21 protein-coding genes are annotated in these 20922 nt (G+C 73.6%); 4 read left to right on the forward strand and 17 right to left on the reverse strand.

What is annotated here, in order from left to right; genetic code table 11:
* Positions 1–15: 15 nt before the first annotated feature.
* The 7 genes from OEIGOIKO_RS33550 to OEIGOIKO_RS33575 form a co-directional block, all read right to left on the reverse strand.
* The gene (locus OEIGOIKO_RS33550) at positions 16–1458 is read right to left on the reverse strand and encodes an amidase (protein WP_125057187.1); all 1443 of its coding nucleotides are present in this window, start codon (positions 1456–1458) and stop codon (positions 16–18) included.
* Positions 1459–1541: 83 nt separating this feature from the next.
* The gene (locus OEIGOIKO_RS44075) at positions 1542–1655 is read right to left on the reverse strand and encodes an MFS transporter small subunit (RefSeq protein ID WP_413790152.1); all 114 of its coding nucleotides are present in this window, start codon (positions 1653–1655) and stop codon (positions 1542–1544) included.
* Positions 1652–3031: an OFA family MFS transporter gene (locus tag OEIGOIKO_RS33555; protein WP_125057188.1), complete on the reverse strand. Its 1380-nt coding sequence runs from the start codon at positions 3029–3031 to the stop codon at positions 1652–1654. The genes OEIGOIKO_RS44075 and OEIGOIKO_RS33555 overlap by 4 nt, the downstream gene beginning before the upstream one ends.
* 19 nt (positions 3032–3050) lie before the next feature.
* Positions 3051–3863, reverse strand: coding sequence for a 3-keto-5-aminohexanoate cleavage protein (locus OEIGOIKO_RS33560; protein WP_125057189.1), 813 nt, complete (start codon positions 3861–3863; stop codon positions 3051–3053).
* 79 nt (positions 3864–3942) lie between these two features.
* The gene (locus tag OEIGOIKO_RS33565) at positions 3943–4560 is read right to left on the reverse strand and encodes a hypothetical protein (RefSeq protein WP_125057190.1); all 618 of its coding nucleotides are present in this window, start codon (positions 4558–4560) and stop codon (positions 3943–3945) included.
* Positions 4561–5015: 455 nt separating this feature from the next.
* Entirely contained in the window at positions 5016–6332 is a 1317-nt protein-coding gene (locus tag OEIGOIKO_RS33570) for a serine-threonine protein kinase (RefSeq protein ID WP_125057191.1), read from the reverse strand.
* A 217-nt stretch (positions 6333–6549) separates the two neighbouring features.
* Complete coding sequence (locus OEIGOIKO_RS33575; RefSeq protein ID WP_125059300.1) at positions 6550–7866, reverse strand: MFS transporter; 1317 nt, start codon at positions 7864–7866, stop codon at positions 6550–6552.
* A 235-nt stretch (positions 7867–8101) separates the two neighbouring features.
* Here OEIGOIKO_RS33575 and OEIGOIKO_RS33580 point away from each other — a divergent pair, with 235 nt between their 5' ends.
* Positions 8102–8533, forward strand: a complete 432-nt coding sequence (locus OEIGOIKO_RS33580) for a hypothetical protein (protein WP_125057192.1) — start codon at positions 8102–8104, stop codon at positions 8531–8533.
* Between the two features lie 79 nt (positions 8534–8612).
* Here the strand turns inward: OEIGOIKO_RS33580 and OEIGOIKO_RS33585 are convergent, their stop codons facing one another.
* Both OEIGOIKO_RS33585 and OEIGOIKO_RS33590 read right to left on the reverse strand, forming a co-directional pair.
* The gene (locus tag OEIGOIKO_RS33585) at positions 8613–9626 is read right to left on the reverse strand and encodes a methyltransferase (RefSeq protein WP_125057193.1); all 1014 of its coding nucleotides are present in this window, start codon (positions 9624–9626) and stop codon (positions 8613–8615) included.
* A gap of 119 nt (positions 9627–9745) precedes the next feature.
* Positions 9746–11092 (reverse strand): exo-beta-N-acetylmuramidase NamZ family protein, encoded by a 1347-nt coding sequence (locus OEIGOIKO_RS33590; RefSeq protein ID WP_125057194.1) that lies wholly within the window; start codon positions 11090–11092, stop codon positions 9746–9748.
* Positions 11093–11308: 216 nt separating this feature from the next.
* On the opposite strand from OEIGOIKO_RS33590, the gene OEIGOIKO_RS33595 reads away from it, so the two are divergent.
* From OEIGOIKO_RS33595 to OEIGOIKO_RS33605, 3 genes are all read left to right on the forward strand, one after another.
* The gene (locus tag OEIGOIKO_RS33595; RefSeq protein WP_125057195.1) at positions 11309–12103 is read left to right on the forward strand and encodes an SDR family oxidoreductase; all 795 of its coding nucleotides are present in this window, start codon (positions 11309–11311) and stop codon (positions 12101–12103) included.
* Entirely contained in the window at positions 12100–13755 is a 1656-nt protein-coding gene (locus tag OEIGOIKO_RS33600) for a class I adenylate-forming enzyme family protein (protein WP_125057196.1), read from the forward strand. The genes OEIGOIKO_RS33595 and OEIGOIKO_RS33600 overlap by 4 nt, the downstream gene beginning before the upstream one ends.
* Positions 13756–13828: 73 nt before the next feature.
* The gene (locus OEIGOIKO_RS33605) at positions 13829–14425 is read left to right on the forward strand and encodes a TetR/AcrR family transcriptional regulator (RefSeq protein ID WP_125057197.1); all 597 of its coding nucleotides are present in this window, start codon (positions 13829–13831) and stop codon (positions 14423–14425) included.
* A gap of 29 nt (positions 14426–14454) precedes the next feature.
* Here OEIGOIKO_RS33605 and OEIGOIKO_RS33610 read toward each other — a convergent pair whose 3' ends face one another.
* From OEIGOIKO_RS33610 to OEIGOIKO_RS33645, 8 genes are all read right to left on the reverse strand, one after another.
* Entirely contained in the window at positions 14455–15342 is an 888-nt protein-coding gene (locus tag OEIGOIKO_RS33610; protein ID WP_125057198.1) for a bifunctional helix-turn-helix transcriptional regulator/GNAT family N-acetyltransferase, read from the reverse strand.
* A gap of 99 nt (positions 15343–15441) precedes the next feature.
* Positions 15442–16656 carry an acyl-CoA dehydrogenase family protein gene (locus tag OEIGOIKO_RS33615; RefSeq protein ID WP_125057199.1) on the reverse strand — a complete coding sequence of 405 codons (1215 nt, stop codon included), beginning with the start codon at positions 16654–16656 and terminating at the stop codon, positions 15442–15444.
* A gap of 9 nt (positions 16657–16665) precedes the next feature.
* Positions 16666–17724, reverse strand: coding sequence for a phosphotransferase family protein (locus OEIGOIKO_RS33620; protein WP_125057200.1), 1059 nt, complete (start codon positions 17722–17724; stop codon positions 16666–16668).
* 131 nt (positions 17725–17855) lie between these two features.
* A complete protein-coding gene (locus OEIGOIKO_RS33625) occupies positions 17856–18194 on the reverse strand; it encodes a DUF202 domain-containing protein (RefSeq protein WP_125057201.1) in 339 nt (112 codons plus the stop codon).
* 3 nt (positions 18195–18197) lie between these two features.
* Positions 18198–18608, reverse strand: coding sequence for a YidH family protein (locus OEIGOIKO_RS33630; RefSeq protein WP_125057202.1), 411 nt, complete (start codon positions 18606–18608; stop codon positions 18198–18200).
* Positions 18609–18770: 162 nt separating this feature from the next.
* Entirely contained in the window at positions 18771–19304 is a 534-nt protein-coding gene (locus OEIGOIKO_RS33635) for an NUDIX hydrolase (protein WP_125057203.1), read from the reverse strand.
* An 85-nt stretch (positions 19305–19389) separates the two neighbouring features.
* Positions 19390–20154, reverse strand: coding sequence for a glucose 1-dehydrogenase (locus tag OEIGOIKO_RS33640; protein WP_125057204.1), 765 nt, complete (start codon positions 20152–20154; stop codon positions 19390–19392).
* Between the two features lie 41 nt (positions 20155–20195).
* Positions 20196–20855 carry a helix-turn-helix domain-containing protein gene (locus tag OEIGOIKO_RS33645; RefSeq protein WP_125057205.1) on the reverse strand — a complete coding sequence of 220 codons (660 nt, stop codon included), beginning with the start codon at positions 20853–20855 and terminating at the stop codon, positions 20196–20198.
* Between the last annotated feature and the right edge of the window lie 67 nt (positions 20856–20922).

Consider the following 20922-nt stretch of genomic DNA (forward strand, 5'->3'; position numbering starts at 1 on the left):
TCGCCGCACCGCGGATCACCACACGTCGGGCTTGCGGCCCGCCCACGGCCGCGCCTCCTCCAGCTGCGCGGAGAGCGCGACGAGCGTCGCGTCCTCCCCGTACCGCCCGCCGAGCATGACACCGATCGGCAGGCCCGCCGCGTTCCAGTGCAGCGGGATGCTCACCGCGGGCTGGCCGGTGGCGTTGTACAACGGCGTGTACGGGGTGAAGGCGCCGACGGCGGCGAACTCGGCCTGCGGGTCCGCGTCGTTGCGCAGCTCGCCGACGCGTGGCGGCGGCTTGGCGACCGTCGGGGTCAGCACCACGTCGACCCCGCCGTCCCGTGGCATCACCTGGTCGGCGATCAGCTGGCCCAGCATCCGGAACGCGTACAGCGCACGCGCGTACTCGACCGCCGGGATCTCCGCGCCCCGCGCCCGCAGATAGCGGGTCAGCGGCATCAGGTCCGCCTCGTCCTGCGGCGGCACCGGGCGGCCGGCGGCGATCACCGACCAGACGCGGGTGAAGGCGAGCCGGGAGCTGTCGTCGGCGGGCAGCGTCAGCGGGGTCACCTCGTGACCGAGGTCCGTGAGGAGCGCGGCCGTCTCCATGACGGCGGTCCGGCAGTCCGGGTGCACCTCGCTGCCGGGGAAGGGCACGTCGACCAGCCAGCCGATGCGCAGCCGCCCCGGGTCGCGCCCGGCGTACGCGGTGTACGTCTCGCCCGGCGGCAGCGCGGGCGCCGCGTACGGGTCGCCGGGCATCGGGCCGGCCATCGCGTCCAGCAGCGCGGCGGCGTCCGCGACCGTACGGGCCAGCGGGCCCGAGGTGCCCACGCCCGTCACGTCGTGGAGCAGCGGCCCGGAACTGATCAGGCCGCGGCTCGGCTTGATGCCGTAGAGGCCGCAGACCGAGGCCGGGATGCGGATGGAGCCGCCGCCGTCGCTGCCGTGCGCCACGGGGGCCAGCCCGCCGGCCACCGCGGCGGCGGCGCCGCCGCTCGAACCGCCCGCCGAACGCTCCAGGTCCCACGGGGTGCGGGCGGGCGGCGCGAGGAGGTTCTCCGTGTAGCAGGGCAGGCCGAACTCCGGGGTGTTGGTCTTGCCGAGCAGGATCGTGCCGGCCCGGCGCAGCTTGGTGACGACATGGTCGTCCACCTGCGCCACGTTGCCGGCCAGCGTCCGTGACCCCATCGTGCAGCGCACACCGGCGACCTGGTTGAGGTCCTTGACCGGTACGGGCACGCCGTGCAGCGGCGGCAGCTCCCGGCCCTCGCGGCGCGCGGCGGAGGCCGCGGCCTCCGCGTCCGCCGCCTGTTTGCGGGCGATGTCGGGGGTACGGGTGAGGAACGCGCCGAGCGTGGCGTCCAGTTCCCCGGCGCGGTCGAGGTAGTGCTCGGTGATCTCGACGGGGGACAGCTCGCCGGTCCGCACCCCCGCGGCCTGCTCCAGAGCGGTCAGGTCGTGCAGTTCTGCCATGGACGTCCGCCTTCGTGTGTGCCGGTGGTCGGACCGGGGCCCGGTGTCTTCCGGTCCGGTGGATGTGGTGCGCGGCCGCTGTCTCATCCCGTGAAGAGTTGTCTCAGTTTCCGGGCCAGTTCGTAAAGGCCGTACCCGAACGGCAGGCCCACCCACAGCCAGGCGCAGACGAGCAGGGCGGTACGGCGGGCGGTCACGGGGTGGCTCCCTTCGGGGCGGTGGGTGCGGTGTCCGCCGGCCTGGCCCCGGCGGAGGGCGGTTCATGGTGCCGGGGATGCACGGGCCGCACCAGCTCGTTGGCGGCGAACCCGACGACGAGCAGCCCGATCATGACGAAGAAGGACGTCGTGTAGAGGTCGGCGCCGGTGTGTCCGGAGGAGCGGCGCGCGTCGGCGACGGCATTGACGATCAGCGGCCCCAGGACGCCCGCGGTGGACCAGGCGGTCAGCAGCCGGCCGTGGATCGCCCCCACCTGGTACGTGCCGAACAGGTCCCGCAGATAGGCCGGTACGGTGGCGAACCCGCCGCCGTAGAACGACAGGACGACCGCCGCGCACGCGATGAACAGCGGTTTGGACCCGTCCCCGGCCAGTGCGATCAACAGATACATCAGCGCGCCCACGCCCAGATAGAGACGGTAGACGTGCTTGCGGCCCGTCAGGTCCGAGGTGGCCGACCAGACGATCCGGCCGAGCATGTTGGCGAGCGAGAGCAGCCCGACGAAGCCCGCGGCGGCCGACGCGCTCACCGGCGCGGAGCTGCGGGCGAAGAAGTCGCAGACCATCGGCGCGGCCTTCTCCAGGATGCCGATGCCCGCCGTGACATTCGTGCAGAGCACCACCCACAGACACCAGAACTGCGGAGTCCGCACGGCGTTACGGGCCGAGACCTGCGCGGTGGTGACCAGCGGGCGGGGCGCGGCCGCCGCCCGGCCCGCACCGGGGGCGCCCGGCCCGGCGGGCGGAACCCGTACCAGCAGCACGCCGAGCGTCATGAAGACGGCGTACGCCAGTCCCATGACGAGGAACGTCCGGGCGATGCCGGCGGAGTCCCGGCCCAGGGTGTCCAGCATCCCGGCGGACCACGGCGAGGCGATCAGGGCGCCGCCGCCGAAGCCCATGATGGCGATGCCGGTGGCCGTGCCGGGCCGGTCGGGGAACCACTTCAGGAGCGTCGAGACGGGGGAGATGTACCCGATGCCCAGGCCGATGCCGCCGATGAAGCCGTAACCGAGGACGACGAGCCAGTACTGCCCGGTGGCCGCGCCGAGCGCCGCCACCAGGAAGCCCGAGGAGAAGCAGACGGCCGAGACGGACATCGCCCAGCGCGGGCCGTTGCGCTCGACGAGGGTGCCGCCGAACGCGGCGGAGAGCCCCAGCATCACGACGGCCAGCTGGAAGGGCAGCGCGGAGGCCGTGCCGGAGAGCCCGAGCGAGGACTCCAAGGGCGGCTTGAACACGCTCCAGGCATACGCCTGGCCGATGGCGAGGTGGATGGACAGCGCCGCGGGCGGCACGAGCCAGCGGCTCCACCCCGGCGGCGCGACGGTACGGGAACGGGCGGGCGCGCGCATGACGCGGAACGTACATCGTTCACCTACCCCGGGGAAGGGTGCCGCGGCCACCGGGACCTGCGTCGTTCCGGCCCGCCGTACCGCATTCCGACGGCCTGCCGCCTGCCGACGTCCCCCGCGCCAGCTCCCGCAGCGCCGCCCGCACCAGCTCCGCGTTGGAGGCCGCGGGCGACCCGTCCGGCAGCAGCAAGGTGTCCTCGACACCGATACGGGTGGCCAGCCCCAGCTCACCGGCGAGCCGCAGCACCGGCCAGGCCCCGCCGTCCTCGCCGTGCAGCAGCACCGGACGGCCGTGCGCACCGTACGCGTCCAGCGCGCGCAGCAGGCCGTGCGCCGTCTCCCGCGCCGACCCGGCACACGGGTCCATGACCTCGGCCAGCACCCGCAGCACCCGCGGTCCCAGCGGCGAGGCCGCGAAGCGCTCCGCGCCGTCCGTGCCCGACCAGATGCCCGCCTCGACGCCGACACCGCGCTCCAGCAGAGCGGCGGCGACCGCCTCGGCGCCCGGCTCGTGCCAGTTCACCGAGGCGTGGTCGGGCAGCACCGGCCAGGCCCGTATCCAGGCCGCCCGGCGCTCCGGGTCCGGCTCGGCCCACGCGCCGGTGGTGACCCCCACCGGCACGTCCACCACGGCCCGCACCGCCTCCAGCACCGGGGTCAGCACACCGGGCGCGAGGGATTCCCGCCCGCACGGCGACCTGGGGTGGACGTGGACGTCCCGGGCGCCGGCCGCGACCGCCTTCCCCGCGGCATCGGCCAGCTCCGCCGGGACCATCGGCACCACCCCGGAACCGGCGGCGTTCCGGGAGCCGTTGAGGCATACCTGCACCATGCCCACGAGCATGACAGCAGGGTCTGACAACGGGTTCCGTCGGCGGGGCGGCGCGCCCCGCGTCCCCGGCCCGCCCGGCTCAGGCCGCCACGTACAGCCGCCGCACGCGTGAGGACTCCCGCGCCTCCGCCAGCGCCTCACGGGTCAGCACCGAGAGCGGCGCCACGATCCCGCACTCCTGGCACACCGGCCCGGCCACCGGGAAACGTTCGAGGTCCGTGCGCCACACGAAGCGCCGGGTGCCGCACACCGGGCAGCCGGACCGCGGCGTGCCCGACTCCATCGCCCGGATCATGCTGCGCAGCACCGCGGCCAGCGGCGCCGCCGGATGCCGGTGGGGGGCCTCGCACGGCACGATGTCACAGCCGCCCCAGGTGCGCCGGTGCCAGTCGTCGAGCGCGCTGGGCTGCCGGATGCCGTCGTGCTTCTCGCGGCGCCGACGGGCCGCGAACTCCTTCTCGTACCCGAGCCAGACGGCGCGGGCCTCCTCCAGTTCCTCCAGCGCGGCCGTCAGCCGCGCCGGGTCGGGTTCGCGGTCCTCGGTCGCGATGCCCGCCCTGGTGCACAGATGGTGCCAGGTCGCGCGGTGCCCGTACGGGGCGAAGCGTTCCAGGCACTTGCGCAAGGCCGTACGCCGCTGCGTGGCGACGAGACGGGGGTTGCGCACCTGTTCTGCGAGAGCTCTGAAACCGGCCAATTCATCCCACCTCCGTGGGGAGGACCCGACTGGACAGGGAATGGACGTAGCGGACCGCCCGCCGGATCCATCGAACTGTCTTGCGGATACGTGGTGGCGACACTCGCGCCGCACCGGAAGCGCCACTCGCTCCCGATGCCCCCCGCGGCGCCCAGCGCGCCTCGTGTGCATCATCCACCGTACATCTGTGGGGATTTGAGAAAGTTAAGGTCGTCCGCCTTCCGGCTGCGGCGCGCTACCGGCAGCCCGTGCGAGAGATGCGCCGGTGACTGCTGGTACCCGCGCCACGGCCGTCGATCCGTCCCGCGGCCGACTTGGCTGCTTCCGGTCCAGGGTCGGTCCCGACCGGTCCGGTACGGTCCGGAGCCGCTCGGGATCAGGCGGAACCCGACGACGGACCGGCGCTTCCGCTGCGGAACCCGACAGGACCGATCCGCGCCGCCCGCCCCCCGGGCCTACTTCGTCACCACCCGCCCGGCGGTGAGGACCACGTGCGCCAGTTCCCTGTGGCAGACGTCGCTGTGCGCGCCGGCCGGCGGCGGACCGTCGCGGACCACCGAGGACGCGTCGATGCTCACACAGCCCTTACCGGGCACCGCGGCACCCAGCTCCAGCCGCTGGGCACCGTCCACGGCCTGGATGCCGTCGTGACCGACCGCGCCCCACCGGTCGAACAGGCCCTGGAAGCTCGCCGAGTCTCCGGAGAGCCGGGAGGCCAGCGGGTACAGCATGCTCAGCGCCGAGTCGTGCCGCGAGTAGCAGGACACCACCGGGCCGTCCACCCGCTGCTGCACCCCCTGCAGCGCCCCGCCCCGGTCCGGGTCGTGCGGCAGCCGGGCGGCGAACGCGTAGTGCGAGAAGGCCCCTTGCAGCAGGGTCATGGACTTCACCCCGGTGACACCGGGCGGCATGCCGCGCAGCGCGTACGACACCAGGCGGGCGCCGAAACTGTGCCCTATCAGATGGATACGGGTACCGGGCGCTGCTTTGGCCAGACGGCCGAGCGCCGGGCCCAGCCCCAGCTGGCCCACCACGCCCGCGCGCCGCTTCATGGCGTAGTAGGCCGTCTGCCGCAGGAACTCCTTGGCTCCGTTCCACAGCCGCTTCAGCCCGTCGCCGAACAGCTCCTGGTGGCCGCACTTCTCCAGCGCCGCCGTGAAGATCTCGCACACCGCCATCGGGTCGTCGGTGAGCATCGCGGGCGTGCCGGTCCCCATGTCCTCGGCCAGCCGCTGCGCCGGGCTGTTCTCGCGCACCGCCACCAGTTCGCGTCCGAGGCGCGCGAACTCGTCGAAGGCGGAACGGGCCGCCGGCCGCTCCGCGAGCAGCTCCTGGAGCCGCCGCAACGTCAGCTCCCGCCCGGGGAAGACCCGCGCCAGCGCGCGCAGCGACGCGTCGTCCAGCAGCGGCGGCCCGACCTGAGCCGCGGGCGGGTCTGCCGCCGTCGAGGGAAAGTCCGGAATCGGCTCGTCCGTGAACCGCATCGCGGGCCAGATCACACCGGTGTAGCCAAGCCGTACCCCGGCCCCCGCCATCCCGGGGAACGGGGCGAAGAACCGCCCGTACAGGCGCGTGGCCATCGACCGGTCGTTGTTCCAGCCGTGCGCGAACACCAGCAGGTCGGTGACGCGCTGCTGTGCCACCCCGGCCGCCAGCCGGTCACGCTGCCCGGCGTCCGGGTCGCCGTCGGCGTCGAACGTCAGCTCCCAGTACGGCTGTACGCCGATGTCCCCGGCCGCTGCCGTGCCGGAACCGCCCGCTGCATCCGTCATGACGACCCCCTGAGCGGCGCGCCGGGCCACCCTGCCGGGCCGGAGTTCCGAAGCCGCGCCGCGGTGTGCAGCGCATCGTCCTGCGGGCGGGCGGATCCGGCCATACGCCACGCATGGCCCGTTCGCGGCAGTCGGCGCCCGGCGGGGACCGCGCGCCCCCGGCAGCCGGCTCTCACGCCCGACCACCGGGGCCGCACGGAACCGCCGGGCGCCGCCCTCAGCCCAGTTCCCGCTCCCGCGTCTCCGGCAGCGCCAGTACGCACACCAGCGACACCACCGCCATCGCCGTCACGTACCACCCCACCGAGTCCGACCCGAAGGCCGCCTGCAGCCGGGTCGCCACCAGCGGCGAGACCGCGCCGCCCAGCACACCGCCCAGGTTGTACGCCAGCGAGGCGCCCGAATACCGCACCGTCGTGCCGAACAGCTCCGGCAGGTAGGCGCCCATCGGGCCGTACACCACGCCCATGCAGAACAGCGCGCCGCCGACCGCCACCGCGATCAGCACCGGCTGTCCGGTGTCCAGCAGCGGGAAGAGGATCAGTCCCCAGACAGCCGAGAGCACCGTCCCGATGAGGACCAGCTTGCGCCGCCCGGCGCCGTCCGAGCGGGTGGCGGCGAGCCAGGTGCCGGCCGCCAGGAAGAGGCAGGCGACGAGGGAGAGGCCGAGCATGGTGTTGCGGGAGACGCCGAGCGTGCCGGTGGTGTACGCGAGGCAGTACGTCGTCGCGGTGTAGAACAGCCCGTACGCGATGATCATGCCGCCCGCGCCGAGCAGCAGTTCGCGCGGGTGCCGGCGTACGACGTCCAGCACGGGCACCCGGCTGGCCTCCCGCGCGTCCATCACCCTCGCGAAGACCGGCGTCTCGCTGATCTTCAGCCGTACGAATAGCCCCACCCCGACCAGCAGGAACGACAGCAGGAACGGCACCCGCCAGCCCCACGACCGGAACGCGCCGTCGTCCAGCACCGCCGACAGCAACCAGAACACCCCGGTCGCCGCGAAGAACCCCACCGAAGGCCCGACCTGCGGGAACGCCGCATACAGCCCGCGCCGCTTCTTCGGCGCGTGCTCCACCGCCAGCAGCGCGGCCCCGCCCCACTCACCGCCCAGCCCGATCCCCTGGAGGAACCGCAGCAGGATCAGCAGCAACGGCGCCCAAATCCCGAGCGTCCCGTACCCCGGCAGCAGCCCGACCAGCGCCGTCGACAGCCCCATCAGCAGCAACGAGACGACCAGCACGGACTTCCGCCCCACCCGGTCCCCGAAGTGCCCGAACACCACCGACCCGATCGGCCGCGCCGCGAACGCCACCGCGTAGGTGGAGAACGACGCGAGGGTGGCGTTGACCGGATCGAGCGTCGGAAAGAACGCCTGGTTGAGGACGAGCGCGGCGGCCGTCCCGTAGATGTAGAAGTCGTAGAACTCGATGGCCGTCCCGATGAACGAGGCCACGGCCACGCGCCGGAGGCTCTCCGGGCCGGTGGCGGACCCGGACGCCGCGGCGCTCTCGCTCGGGGGCGTGTCCGCCACGTCCGGGATTCCGTCCGCCGGGACGGCTGCTGATGTCGCGTCAGTGTGCACGAGGCGCACTGTCACGTGGGAGCGTCCGGGCCGTCAATAGGCGGGATGCGGCGTCTCGAATGCTGAGTTGGGCAGGTGGTTGCGGCAGCGACGGAAGGGGCCGGTACAGGCAGATTTCCCGTATGGGTAGGATTTTCCGTACAGAGCGCACCATGGAGGCGTTCGCGGGGGAGGGGTCGGCCTGATGAAGACCGTGGCTCGGGTGGCCGTCGCGGCTTCCGTGGTGGGCAGCGTGCTGGTGCCGCTCGGCGTGCTCTACCTGTACATCGGGTGGGGGCCGGGTAGGGCGGAGCCGGGTGACCTCGTCGGTACCTGGTCAGGGCCGCGCGGCGCGCAGGTGACGTTGCGCGAGGACGGGTCGGCCACCGCGACGGAGGTGCCTGGCGGCTACAGCGGCTACCACCCGGTCCACACCTTCAGTGGCACGGGCACGTGGACGCTGCCAAAGGCGCCGAACTCTGCCGCGGAGCAGGTGATCCGGGTCGAGGTCGTCACCGGGCCGGGAGAGAGCGCGACCGTCGAGCTGCTGATCGACGGCGACGGGGCGCGGGACGGAATCCACGTACCGGTGTCCGCGGAGTCGGCGTTGGGGATCGACTTCCGTAAGACGGCCTGACGTCGGCGAAGGCGACCTGGCGTCTGCTCCGGAGCGCCCGCCGCCCCCGCCGTCCCCCTGCCCCGCCCCGGCCGGCCCCTTACCCCGCCACCGCCTCCACGATCGAAAGCGTCGACTCCGTCGGGATGGTCCGGGACGGTTTCAGACCTGCGGCGCCGAGGAGTTGACGGAAGGCGGACTCGTCGCGTTCGCGGCCGTTGAGGGAGGTCATCATCAGGATGTCCATGGTTTTGCCGGGGTGGGCGTCGTTGCCCTGGGGGAGGACCGCGTCGACGATCAGGAGGCGGCTGCCGGGGCGGGTCATGGCGGTGCGGCAGGTGCGCAGGATGCGCAGGCAGTCGTCGTCGTGCCAGTCGTGGAGGATGCGCTTGAGCAGGTAGACGTCGGCGCCCGGCGGGACGGTGGTGAAGAAGTCGCCGGAGTGGGTCTGCCAGCGGCCGGTGAGGCCGGGGAGGTCCAGGGTGTGGTGGCGCAGGACGGTTTCCTGGTCGTGGAGGATGCCGGTCAGACCGGGGTTGCGGAGCAGGACCTGGCGCAGCAGGCCACCGCGTCCGCCGCCGATGTCCACGACCGTGCCGGTGGCGGGGAAGTCGTACGCGGCGGCGACGGGGTCGTTCTCGCTCTCGGCGAGGCCGGCCATGCCGGTGTCGAAGACGGCGCCCGCGGCCGGTACGCGTTCCAGATGGCCGAAGTACGGTGCGCCGAAGATCTCCTCGAAGACGGTGCGGCCGGCCCGGACGGTGTCCGCGAGCTGTCCGGCCGGGCGCCAGAACGGCTCGTCGGTGAGCATGACGACGGCGTCCCGCATGGAGGACGGGACGTCGGAGCGGAGAGCGTCGGCCGCGGGGGTGAGGTGGAAGGTGCCGTCGGGGTCCTCGCGGAACACGTCGCGGGTGGCGAGGAGGCGCAGCGCGCGGCGCAGGTGGGCGGCGTCGGCGCCGGTGGCGGTGGCGAGTTCCTCGGCGGTGCGGGGGCCGTCGGCGAGGTGGTCGGCGACGCCGAGGAGGGCCGCGGCCCGCAGTGCGGCGGAGTGGAGGTAGGCCAGGGCGTGTTCGGTGAGCTGGACGGCGGGGGAGTGCGGCGTGGTGGCCATCGGGGCGCGGTCCTTCCACGAGTGACGGCAGGGGATTCCGGGGTTTCGGGGGTTTCCACCATGGCGGTACGGCTCGGGCGCCACCAGGGCGGATTGCGTCGCCTGCGTCTCAGAGGGCGTCAGCGGTAGCGCAGATACCCGCGCCGCACCCGCCGGAAGCGCGCCAGGCCGTCCTGCCAGGCCGCGGCCACCTCGTCCACCCCGGCGCCCGCGTCGATCATCGTCCGTACGCTCGGGGTGCCCGTCAGCCGGTCGATCCAGTGGTCCGGGCGCCAGGCGAAGCCGCTCCACACCTGCTTCGCGGTGATCAGCAGGGCGATGCCGGTGCGGACCGGGTCGAAGGCTTCCCGGTCGTGGACGTGGAGCTGGACCCCGCCGATGGTCTTGCCCTGGAACTTCGAGAAGGTGGGGGCGAAGTACGCCTCCCGGAAGCGGACGCCGGGGAGGCCGACGGCGGCGGCCAGTTCGGTGGCGGCGGCGGACCAGCGGCGGTCGATGCCGTCCGCGCCGAGCAGTTCGAAGGGGCGGGTGGTGCCGCGCCCCTCGGAGAGGTTGGTGCCTTCGAAGAGGCAGGTGCCCGCGTAGACGAGGGCGGTGTCCGGGGTGGGCATGTTGGGGCTGGGCGGGACCCAGGGGAGGCCGGTGGCGTCGAAGAAGTGTGAGCGGCGCCACCCCGTCATGAGGACGGTTTCCAGGGCGGCCGGGCGGCCCGCGGCGCGGGGGACGAACTCGGCGTTGAAAAGGAGGGCCAGTTCGGCCACGGTCATGCCGTGTGCGAGGGCGATCGGTTCGCGGCCGATCCCGGAGGCCAGGGCGCGGTCGAGTACGGGGCCGCTCGCGGCGCGGCCCGTCACCGGGTTGGGGCGGTCGAGGACGACAAAACGTTTGTCCGCGAGGACGGCGGCGACCATGCAGTCGTACAGCGTCCAGATGTAGGTGTAGAAGCGCGCGCCGACGTCCTGGATGTCGAAGACGACGGTGTCCACGCCGGAGCGGGTGAAGATGTCGGCCAGCGCGCGGCCGCTCTTGCCGTACGTGTCGTGGACCCGCAGCCCGGTGGCGGGGTCCTCGTAGCTGCCCTCCGAGCCGCCGGCCTGGGCCGTGCCGCGGAAGCCGTGCTCGGGGCCGAAGACGGCGGCCAGATCCACCCGTTCGTCGGCGTGCATCACGTCCACGATGTGGCGTACGTCCGGGGTGACGCCGGTGGGGTTGGTGACGATGCCGACCCGGCGGCCGGACAGGAGCGCGTAGCCGTCGGCTGCGAGGCGGTCGAAGCCGGTGCGGGTACGGGGGCGGGGGAGGCGGGAGCCGTGCGCGGCGGCCTCCGCCGGTCCGGCTCCAGTCGCTCCGGTGCCCGTGGACCCGTGTGCCGCGCCCGCCGCCCTCGCCTCGCCGGTCATCGCCGTCCCGCCCGTCACGCTCGTTGCCGCCGTCGCGGCCAGCAGTTTCCGTCTGGACAGAGTCATGCGTCCACCTCCGCCGTCGGAGCCCGTGTCGTGCGCACGCTAACGCCCGGCAGCCTCCGGGGGAACGCGCCGGACGGCGTGCCGCGCGCGGCTGCCGCGTCCGGCCCACGGTGTGCCGGTGCCCGTCCGCCGCGGGTCCGCGCCCTTCCACTCCGGCATACCGACTGGTTAGTCTGCCTGGCAGTCGAGTCAGGGGCCGACCGAGGGAGACCGCAGGTGGAAGCCGTACGGGACAAGACAGTCGTGGTGACCGGGGCGGGCGGTGGCATCGGGGCCGCGCTGGCCCGCCGCTTCGCCGCCGAGGGCGCGCGGGTGGCGGTCAACGACCTGGACGCGGCGAAGGCGGAGCGGACCGCGCGGGAACTCGGCGCCGTCGCGGTCCCCGGGGACGCCTCCGACGTCGTACCGGCGGCCCGGGCGGCACTCGGCGGGACCGTCGACATCTTCTGCGCCAACGCCGGGGTCGGCACCGGCGGCGGCCCCGAGGCGCCGGACGCCGACTGGGAGCTGGCCTGGGACGTCAACGTCATGGCGCACGTACGGGCGGCCCGCGCGCTGCTGCCCGAGTGGCTGGAGCGCGGCGCGGGCCGGTTCGTGTCCACCGTGTCGGCGGCGGGTCTGCTCACCATGGTCGGCGCGGCCCCGTACAGCGTCACCAAGCACGGCGCGTACGCCTTCGCGGAGTGGCTGTCGCTGACGTACCGGCACCGGGGGATAGCGGTGCACGCGATCTGCCCGCAGGGGGTGCGTACGGACATGCTCGCGGGCACCGGCGCGGCCGGGGAACTGGTGCTGACCCCGACGGCGATCGAGCCCGCCGCCGTCGCCGACGCGCTCTTCGCGGCCATGGCGGAAGAGCGGTTCCTGGTCCTGCCGCACCCGGAGGTCGGCGGCTACTACACCGCGCGGGCGGCCGACACCGAGCGGTGGCTGGGCGGGATGAACCACCTCCAGCGGAAGCTGGAGCAGGCCGGGAGCCGTACGCCGCAAGCCGAGGGGACGCCGCGATGACCACCTACGAGGACAAGCCCTGGCTGGCGCAGCTCACCGACGCCCAGCGCGCCCCCGTCGACCCGCACCCCTCCGCCCTGCACGCCTTCCGGGACGCCGTCCGCCGCGCCCCGGACCGGACGGCCCTCGCCTACTTCGACGGGCGGCTGTCGTACGCCGAGGCCGACGCGCTCAGTGACGGCGTGGCCGGGCACCTGGCGGCCCGTGGCTTCCGGCCCGGCGACCGTGCCGCGATCATGCTCCAGAACACGCCGCACTTCGTGCTCGCGCTGCTCGGCGTCTGGAAGGCGGGCGGCATCGTCGTCCCCGTCAACCCCATGTACAAGTCGGCCGAGATGACGCACGTCCTCACCGACGCCGAGGTCACCGCGCTGGTCTGCGCGGACCGCGCCTGGGACGCCTTCCTCCGCGCGACCGCCGCCGCGGCCCCCTCCGTACGGATCGCCCTGACCGCCTGCGAACTGGACCTCCAGACGCGCGACGACACCCGCGTGCTGCGCGGTGAGCGGCTCGGGCCGCGCGAGGGCGCCGACGACCTGCTGGCCGCGGCCCGCGCGTACGAGGGCAGGCCGCCCGGCGTGACGCCGCCGGCCGCCGCGGACACCGCCCTCATCAGCTACACCTCCGGCACCAGCGGCACCCCCAAGGGCGCCACCAACACCCACGGCAACATCGCCTACAACGCCGAACGGCAGCGCACCGGCCTGGCACTGCCCGACGGCGCGACGTACTTCGCGCTGGCACCGCTGTTCCACATCACCGGCATGGTCTGCGAACTGGCCGCCTGCTTCACCAATGCCGGCACCCTCGCCCTCGCCTACCGCTTCGAGCCCGGCGTGGTCCTCGACGCCTTCCTGGAGCACCGCCCCGCCTACACGGTCGGCCCGTCCACCGCGTACATGGCGCTGGCGGCGCAGCCCGGCGTCACCCGCGAGCACTTCGCGTCGTTCGCCTCGCTCTCCTCGGGCGGCGCGCCGCTGCCGCCCGCGCTGGTGGAGAAGTTCCGGGCGGCCTTCGGCCCGTATCTGCACAACGGCTACGGGCTGACCGAGTGCACCGCGCCGTGCGCCAGCGTCCCGCCCGGCCGCGAGGCGCCCGTGGACCCGGCCTCCGGGACGCTCGCCGTCGGTGTGCCGGGTCCGGACACGGTCGTACGGATCATCGACGACCGGGGGCGGGCCGTGCCGTTCGGCGAACAGGGCGAGATCGCCGTACGCGGCCCCCAGGTGGTGCCCGGCTACTGGCGCCGCCCGGACGCCACCGCCGAGACCCTGCCGGACGGCGAACTGCGCACCGGCGACATCGGCTTCATGGACCCGGACGGCTGGCTGTACGTCGTGGACCGCAAGAAGGACATGATCAACGCGTCCGGGTTCAAGGTGTGGCCGCGGGAGGTCGAGGACGTGCTGTACGGCCACCCCGCGGTGCGCGAGGCGGCGGTGGTCGGCGTGCCGGACGCCTACCGGGGCGAGTCGGTGAAAGCGTATGTGAGCCTGCGGCCCGGGCAGCGGGCCGAGCCCGCCGAGCTGGCCGGCTACTGCCGGGAACGGCTGGCCGCGTACAAGTACCCGCGGCAGGTGGAGATCCTGCCCGAGCTGCCGAAGACCACCAGTGGCAAGATCCTCAGGCGGGAACTGCGCGGGCGCGGCTGACCGCGACCGCGGCGGGCGGCAGACAACGACACGACGCACGAGACGTACGACGCACGAGGGACAGGTGAGGGCGATGGCCGGCACGAAGGACGGCGGGAGCGGCAAACCCGTGGCGCAGCGGCTGCTGGCCACCGCCACCCGGCTCTTCGCCGAGCGGGGCTACGACCGTACCTCCGTACAGGAGATCGTCGAGGCCGCCGGGGTGACCAAGGGCGCCCTCTACCACTACTTCGGCTCCAAGGACGACCTGCTGCACGAGGTGTACGGACGGGTGCTGCGGCTCCAGCAGGAGCGGCTGGACCACTTCGCCCGCGCCGACGCGCCGGTGGAGCGGCGGCTGCGCGACGCGGCGGCGGACGTCGTGGTCACCACCATCGAGAACCTCGACGACACGAAGATCTTCTTCCGCTCGATGCACCATCTCGCGCCCGAGAAGGACAAGCAGGTACGGGCCGAGCGGCGGCGCTACCACGAACAGTTCCGCGCGCTGGTCGAAGAGGGCCAGCGCGCCGGGGTGTTCAGCACCGCCACCCCGGCCGACCTGGTCGTGGACTACCACTTCGGGTCGGTGCACCACCTCGGCACCTGGTACCGCGAGGACGGCCCGCTCACCCCGCAGGAGGTCGCCGACCACCTCGCCGACCTGCTGCTGCGGGCGCTGCGGCCGTAGCGAGCCGTCGGACAGGGGTACGGGAGTGCTCAGGCCCCGCCGATCCGCTTCTCGAACCAGTGGTGGGCGTACGGCTCGTCGTTGAAGGCCGCGACCTCTTCGAAGCCGTACGAGCGGTACAGGGCGATCGCGTCACCGAGCACCTTGTTGGTGTCCAGGCGGAGTACGCCGCGCCCGTGCCCGACGGCCCGCGCCTCCAGCTCGGCCAGCAGCCGGCGGCCGAGACCGAGCCGCCGGGCGTGCGGGGCCACCCACATGCGCTTGATCTCGGCGGTGCCGGGCGGCAGCTTCAGCCCCGCGCAGGCGACGGGTTCGCCGTGCAGCCGGGCCACCAGGAACAGGCCCTCGGGCGCGCGGAGTCCGCCCGCGTCGGGCAGCAGGCTCCGGGCGGGGTCGAAGCCCGTCTCGAAACGTTCCCGCATCTCGGTGGAGTAGGACCGCAGGCAGTGCCGGGCGTCCGGGTGGTCGGGGTCGACGACGTCCAGTGTGACCGTGGTGGCGGTCAGCAGCCGGTCGACCTCGGCCATCGCGGCGACCAGCCGGGCGCGCTGGGCGGCGTTGAGCGGCGCCAGCAGGGAACCGGCCAGCTCGTCGCTGCGGCCGTCGAGCGCGGCGTGCTCCGCGCGGCCCGCCTCGGTGAGCCGGACGGTGCGCACCCGCCGGTCCTCGGGCTGCGGTTCCACCGTCACCAGGCCGTCGGCCTCCAGGGAGCGCAGCAGCCGGCTCACGTAACCGGAGTCGAGCCCCAGGCGCTCGCGCAGCCGCCGTACGTCCTGCCCCTGCCCGCCGATCTCCCAGAGCAGCCGGGCCTCGCCGACGGGCCGGTCCAGGCCGAGGTAGTGGTCGTGGAGCACGCCCACGCGCTCGGTGACCGTGCGGTTGAACCGCCGTACCTGGCTGACCTGTGCCGCATCCATTCCCTGACCTTAGTCAGGGAAATCGCGGCGGGGCAAGGGGCGGGGCGTGGCAGAGCACGGGGCGGACGGTGGCGGGGCAAGGGGCAGGGCGTCGCCGGGTCACCTGTAGCGCTTCAGCTCCCGGCGCGCCAGCGACCGCTGGTGCACCTCGTCCGGGCCGTCCGCGAGCCGCAGCGTACGGGCCGCCGCCCACAGTTCCGCCAGCGGGAAGTCCTGGCTGACACCGCCCGCGCCGTGCAGCTGCACCGCCCGGTCCAGGATGTCCACGACCGTACGCGGCGTGGCGATCTTGATGGCCTGGATCTCCGTGTGCGCGCCCTTGTTGCCGACGGTGTCCATCAGCCACGCGGTCTTCAGCACCAGCAGCCGCAGCTGCTCGACGGCCACCCGCGCGTCCGCGATCCATTGCTGGACGACGCCCTGACGCGCCAGCGGCTTGCCGAAGGCCGTACGGGACACCGCGCGCCGGCACATCAGCTCGATGGCGCGCTCGGCCATCCCGATCAGCCGCATGCAGTGGTGGATGCGGCCGGGGCCGAGACGGGCCTGGGCGATGGCGAAGCCGCCGCCCTCCTCACCGATCAGGTGCGCGGCCGGTACGCGGACGTCGTGGAAGACCACCTCGGCGTGTCCCCCGTGGTAGTGGTCCTCGTAGCCGTACACCTGCATGGCGCGGCGGACCTCGACGCCGGGGGTGTCGCGCGGGACCAGCACCATCGACTGCTGGCGGCGCGGGTCGGCGCCGTCCGGGTCGGTCTTGCCCATCACGACGAAGATCTGGCACAGCGGGTTCATCGCGCCGGAGATGTACCACTTGCGGCCGTTGATGACGTAGTCCGAGCCCTCCCGCTCGATCCGGGTCTCGATGTTCGTGGCGTCCGAGGAGGCCACGTCCGGCTCGGTCATCGCGAACGCCGACCGGATCTCGCCCGCCAGCAGCGGGCGCAGCCACTGCTTCTTCTGCTCCTCGGAGCCGAACTGCGCCAGCACCTCCATGTTGCCGGTGTCCGGCGCCGCGCAGTTCAGCGCGGTCGGCGCCAGCTGCGGGCTGCGGCCGGTGATCTCGGCCAGCGGCGCGTACTGGAGATTGGTCAGCCCCGCCCCGTACTCCTCGTCCGGCAGGAACAGGTTCCACAGCCCCTGCTTGCGCGCCTCGGCCTTGAGCTCCTCCACCACCGCCGGGGTGTCCCACGGCGAGGCGAGCGCGGCCCGCTGCGCGTCGGCGGCCGCCTCGGCCGGGTACACGTACTCGTCCATGAAGGCCAGCAGCCTGCCCCGCAGCTCTTCGGTGCGGGCGTCGAATGCGAAGTCCATCAGCGTGCCTCAGCCTTCCTTGGCGGTCGTCAGGGTGTCGAGGGTGGCCAGGCCGCGGTCGATGAAGACCGGCACCAGCTCGCCGATCCGGTCGAAGCCCGCGCCGACGGTCTGCCCGAGGGTGAAGCGGTAGTGGATGCCTTCGAGGATCACGGCGAGCTTGAAGTACGCGAACGCCGTGTACCAGGCGATGCCGGACACGTCCCGGCCGGACCCGGCCGCGTACCGCTCGATCAGCTCGGCCGCCTCCGGGTGGCCGGGCGCGCCGCGCGTCGTGGCGATCGGGGAACCGGGTACGTCCTCCTGCTCGCTGTACATCACCAGCAGTCCGAGATCGGTCAGCGGATCGCCAAGAGTGGACATCTCCCAGTCCAGTACGGCCGTGATCCGGTCGTCGGCGCCGACCAGCACGTTGTCCAGCCGGTAGTCACCGTGCACGACGGCGGGCGCGGGGGAGGCGGGCAACGCCGCGCCCAGCGCCTCGTGCAGCGCGTCGATGCCCGGCAGGTCGCGGTTCTTCGACGCCGCCAGCTGCTTGCCCCAGCGGCGCAACTGCCGCTCCAGGAAGCCGTCCGGCCGGCCGAAGTCCTCCAGCCCGACCGCCGCCGGGTCCACGGCGTGCAGCGCCACCAGCGTGTCGACGAGGGAGAGCAGCACCCCTCGGGTGCGCTGCGGGCCGAGCCCGGCGAGCTGTTCGGCCGTACGGTACGGCACGCCCTCGACCAGCTCCATCACGTAGAACGGCGCCCCGAGGACCGCCTCGTCCGCGCACAGCAGCAGCGCCTCGGGGACCGGCACCGCCGTCGGGTGCAGCGCGCTGATCACCCGGAACTCGCGCCGCATGTCGTGCGCGGTGGCCAGGACGTGGCCGAGCGGCGGGCGGCGGACGACCCACCGGCCGGTGCCGTCGGTGACCCGGTAGGTGAGGTTGGACCGGCCGCCCTCGATCAGCTCGGCATCCAGCGGTCCCCGTACCGCGCCGGGCAGTTCCCGGTCCAGATGGTCCCGCAGCCGCTCCAGGTCCAGGCCCGGTGGTGCGGAACGCGGGGGAGGGGTGCCGTTGCTCATCGTGCTCCTCCGTACGGAAGGGACGGCCGCTCCGGTCGGACGGCCGCTACGATCATGCCGACTAGTCGGTATGGCGTCCAGAGGGTGCGTACGGGGTGCGGGTCACCTGGCCGGAAAGGGCCGGTCGGCCCTCAGAGGAGGATCGCCGCGCCGAGCACCGCCAGGGCGCAGACGCAGCCCGCCAGGGCCAGTGCCGTACGGGCGGACAGGACCGGCGGCCGGCCCGTGCCCATCGCCCGCATCCGCAGGTGCGCCGCTGCCAGGAACGCGAGCCACACCAGCAGCACCAGCGCCACCGCGACGACCACCACGGGCCCGGGGCCGTGGTGCTGCACCACCTGCCGTCCCGCGAGGATCGCGACCAGCGTGCAGGACAGGGTGGTGCGCCGCCAGGCGAGACGGGTGCGCTCCGGCTGGAGCCCGGGGTCGCGGGCCGGGCGCGGCCGCTCCCGCGGCAAGGAACCGGCCATCGGTCAGCGCGTCCAGCCGATGACGACGAGGACGACCATCGCGGCCGCGAGCAGGCCGACGGCGACCGCCAGCACGGCCGGGAAGCGGGACGCGGGCAGATCCTCGCCCCGGCGCATCGCCCGTTCGCAGCGCACCCAGTGGTTGACCGCCCGCACCGCGCACAGCGCGCCGCCCACCAGCAGGACCACCGTGAACGTCACCCGCAGCACGTCGTGCAGCCGGGGCAGGAACTGGTCCACCGCGAAGCCGCCGCCCACCAGCGCCAGCCCGGTCCGCAGCCAGGCCAGGAAGGTCCGTTCGTTGGCCAGGGAGAAGCGGTAGTCGGGCGTCGTGCCCTCCTCGCGGACGCGCGCCGGCGCGAACCACAGCCGTACGCCCGCGCCGATCGACCGCAGTCTGTCGGTGAGGATCATGGCCAGAACCCTACGCTGTGCCCGCCGGGCGGGCCCCTTCCCGGGCCGCCCGGCGGCCGCCCTTCCCCGCGCCGGCCGACAGGACTACCGTGCCTGTGCGGCCACAGGGCTTACCGGTCCTGCGAGGCCACAGGGCTTACCGGTCCTGCGAGGCCACAGGAGTTATCGTTCCTGCCCGGCCCGCCGCTCCAGCAGCCGCCGCCAGGCGGACATGCCGTCCGGCGTCCACTCCCACTCCGGGATGCGCCGCGCCAGTTCCTCCTCGGTGAGGAAGGCGTGCCAGTCGACCTCGGACTCCTGCGGCCGCACGGGCAGCGTGCAGCGCACCTCGTAGACCGTCGACCACCAGGTGTGCTCGGGCGTCTCGTACAGGAACTTGAACAGCGGGACCGGCCGCGGCAGGCCGCTCACGCCCAGTTCCTCCTCCGCCTCGCGCAGCGCGGTCCCGTCGTACGTCTCGCCCGCGCCGACCACGCCGCCGACGAACATGTCGTAGTGCGAGGGGAAGACCAGCTTCCGCGCGGTCCGGCGGTGCACGAAGATCCGGTCCTCGGCGTCGCGGGCGAGGACGAACGCGCAGCGCGTCCGCAGCCGGTGGGCGTAGGCGTCGCCCCGCCGGGCCTGTCCCACGACCTCGTCGCTCTCGCTGACGACGTCGACGATCTCGTCCGCGCTCAGTGACTGTTGTCGGTCCATGTCCCCATGCAATCAGTCCGCGGGGGCCGGTGCGGCACCGGCCCGGCGGCGTGTGTCACCGCCCCACGGGGCACCGCCTCCCGCGTCACTGCCCCATGACGTAGCGCACGGTCGGCCCGGAGGTCCAGCCGCCGTCCACCGCCAGTTCGGCCCCGGTGACGTAGGACGCCGCGTCGGACAGCAGGAAGACCACCGCCCCCGCGATCTCCTCGGCCTCGCCGACCCGCCCCATCGGCGTGTTGGGGTACTTGCCCTCGCCCTTCTCGATGCCGGCCTGGGCGGTCATGGGGGTGTGGGTCATGCCGGGGTGCACCGAGTTCACCCGGATCCGCGCCGTGCCCAGCTCCACCGCGCCGATCTTCGTCAGACCGCGTACGCCCCACTTGGAGGCGCCGTAGCCGCCGGTCAGGGCGAGCCCCATGAGGCCCGCCGCCGAGGAGATGTTCACGATCGACCCGGCGCCGCGCTCGCGCATCGCCGGAATCACCGTCTTCATGCCGATGAAGACGCCGGTGAGGTTGACGTCGAGGACCTTGCGGAAGAAGTCGACGGAGATAGAGTCCAGCGGCTGGCCGGTGGCTATGCCCGCGTTGTTGACCAGGCCGTCGATGCCGCCGAACGTCTCGGCCGTGAAGTCCGCGGCCCGCTGCCAGTCGTCCTCGGACGTCACGTCGTGCAGGAGGAACCGGGCGCGCTCGCCGAGCCGTTCGGCCGTCGCCCGCCCCTCGTCCTCCAGGATGTCGGTGAGGACGACGTGCGCGCCGGCCGCGACCGCCTGCTCGGCGGCGGCCGCTCCCAGACCGCGCGCACCGCCGGTGACGATGATGTTCTTGCCTTGCAGGCCGGGCATGGTGGCTCCTTGCTTCGGGGGAGTGGGACCAGGGGTACGGATCACGGGTACGGGACCGGGGCGGGGGCCAGCAGGACCGCCGACGTGGTGCCGACGAGGTCGGCGAGGAACGCCTCCTCGTACGTCAGCGGCCGGGCGCCGTCCAGGTACTGCCGGGCCCGGTCGGCCAGTGCCGCGCCGACCAGCGTCAGCGCCAGCTCGATCCGTTCCAGCCGCAGCGCCTCGGGCAGGCCCGCCGCGGCGAGCGCTTCCTCCGCGAGGCAGATCAGCCGCCAGGTCGCGGTGCCGTCCAGCGTGGGGTGCGGGGTGCGGGCCCGTACGCCGCTCTCGTGGGCCAACTGGGCGGAGACGCGCAGGCAGCGGCGGCCCCGGTCGTCGCGCAGCAGGCTCGCCTCGGCGGTGACCAGCACACCGACCAGCGCGGGCAGATCGGGGCCCGCCGCACCGGCCTGCGCTTCGACGGCCGCCAGCGCGGGCGCGAGCACCGCCTCCGTACGGGCCAGGCGCCCGGCCATCACCGCGTCCAGCAGCCCGGCCCTCGAACCGAAGTGGTACTGCACGGCCGACGGGTTGCTCTGTCCGGCCAGCCGGACGATGTCCCGCGTCTGCGCGCCGTCGACGCCGTGCGCCGCGAACAGTTCCTCCGCGGCGCGCAGCAGTTTCTCCCTGGTCCCGGTCCCGGCCCCTGGCGTACGTGCCATGCGGGCACCTTAATGCTGGGCATTATCAGTGTCGAGGTCCGCGCCGGGAAGCAGGGATGACGCCGGC

The sequence above is a fragment of the Streptomyces paromomycinus genome (assembly GCF_003865155.1).
Lineage (GTDB): Bacteria > Actinomycetota > Actinomycetes > Streptomycetales > Streptomycetaceae > Streptomyces > Streptomyces chrestomyceticus.

Excerpts from the sequence above, each read along its gene's own strand:
- OEIGOIKO_RS33550 (WP_125057187.1), bottom strand. The coding sequence starts at position 1,458 with ATGGCAGAACTGCACGACCTGACCGCTCTGGAGCAGGCCGCGGGGGTG.
- OEIGOIKO_RS33555 (WP_125057188.1), bottom strand. The coding sequence starts at position 3,031 with ATGCGCGCGCCCGCCCGTTCCCGTACCGTCGCGCCGCCGGGGTGGAGC.
- OEIGOIKO_RS33560 (WP_125057189.1), bottom strand. The coding sequence starts at position 3,863 with ATGGTGCAGGTATGCCTCAACGGCTCCCGGAACGCCGCCGGTTCCGGG.
- OEIGOIKO_RS33570 (WP_125057191.1), bottom strand. The coding sequence starts at position 6,332 with ATGACGGATGCAGCGGGCGGTTCCGGCACGGCAGCGGCCGGGGACATC.
- OEIGOIKO_RS33580 (WP_125057192.1), top strand. The coding sequence starts at position 8,102 with ATGAAGACCGTGGCTCGGGTGGCCGTCGCGGCTTCCGTGGTGGGCAGC.
- OEIGOIKO_RS33585 (WP_125057193.1), bottom strand. The coding sequence starts at position 9,626 with ATGGCCACCACGCCGCACTCCCCCGCCGTCCAGCTCACCGAACACGCC.
- OEIGOIKO_RS33590 (WP_125057194.1), bottom strand. The coding sequence starts at position 11,092 with ATGACTCTGTCCAGACGGAAACTGCTGGCCGCGACGGCGGCAACGAGC.
- OEIGOIKO_RS33600 (WP_125057196.1), top strand. The coding sequence starts at position 12,100 with ATGACCACCTACGAGGACAAGCCCTGGCTGGCGCAGCTCACCGACGCC.
- OEIGOIKO_RS33605 (WP_125057197.1), top strand. The coding sequence starts at position 13,829 with ATGGCCGGCACGAAGGACGGCGGGAGCGGCAAACCCGTGGCGCAGCGG.
- OEIGOIKO_RS33610 (WP_125057198.1), bottom strand. The coding sequence starts at position 15,342 with ATGGATGCGGCACAGGTCAGCCAGGTACGGCGGTTCAACCGCACGGTC.
- OEIGOIKO_RS33615 (WP_125057199.1), bottom strand. The coding sequence starts at position 16,656 with ATGGACTTCGCATTCGACGCCCGCACCGAAGAGCTGCGGGGCAGGCTG.
- OEIGOIKO_RS33620 (WP_125057200.1), bottom strand. The coding sequence starts at position 17,724 with ATGAGCAACGGCACCCCTCCCCCGCGTTCCGCACCACCGGGCCTGGAC.
- OEIGOIKO_RS33625 (WP_125057201.1), bottom strand. The coding sequence starts at position 18,194 with ATGGCCGGTTCCTTGCCGCGGGAGCGGCCGCGCCCGGCCCGCGACCCC.
- OEIGOIKO_RS33630 (WP_125057202.1), bottom strand. The coding sequence starts at position 18,608 with ATGATCCTCACCGACAGACTGCGGTCGATCGGCGCGGGCGTACGGCTG.
- OEIGOIKO_RS33635 (WP_125057203.1), bottom strand. The coding sequence starts at position 19,304 with ATGGACCGACAACAGTCACTGAGCGCGGACGAGATCGTCGACGTCGTC.
- OEIGOIKO_RS33640 (WP_125057204.1), bottom strand. The coding sequence starts at position 20,154 with ATGCCCGGCCTGCAAGGCAAGAACATCATCGTCACCGGCGGTGCGCGC.
- OEIGOIKO_RS33645 (WP_125057205.1), bottom strand. The coding sequence starts at position 20,855 with ATGGCACGTACGCCAGGGGCCGGGACCGGGACCAGGGAGAAACTGCTG.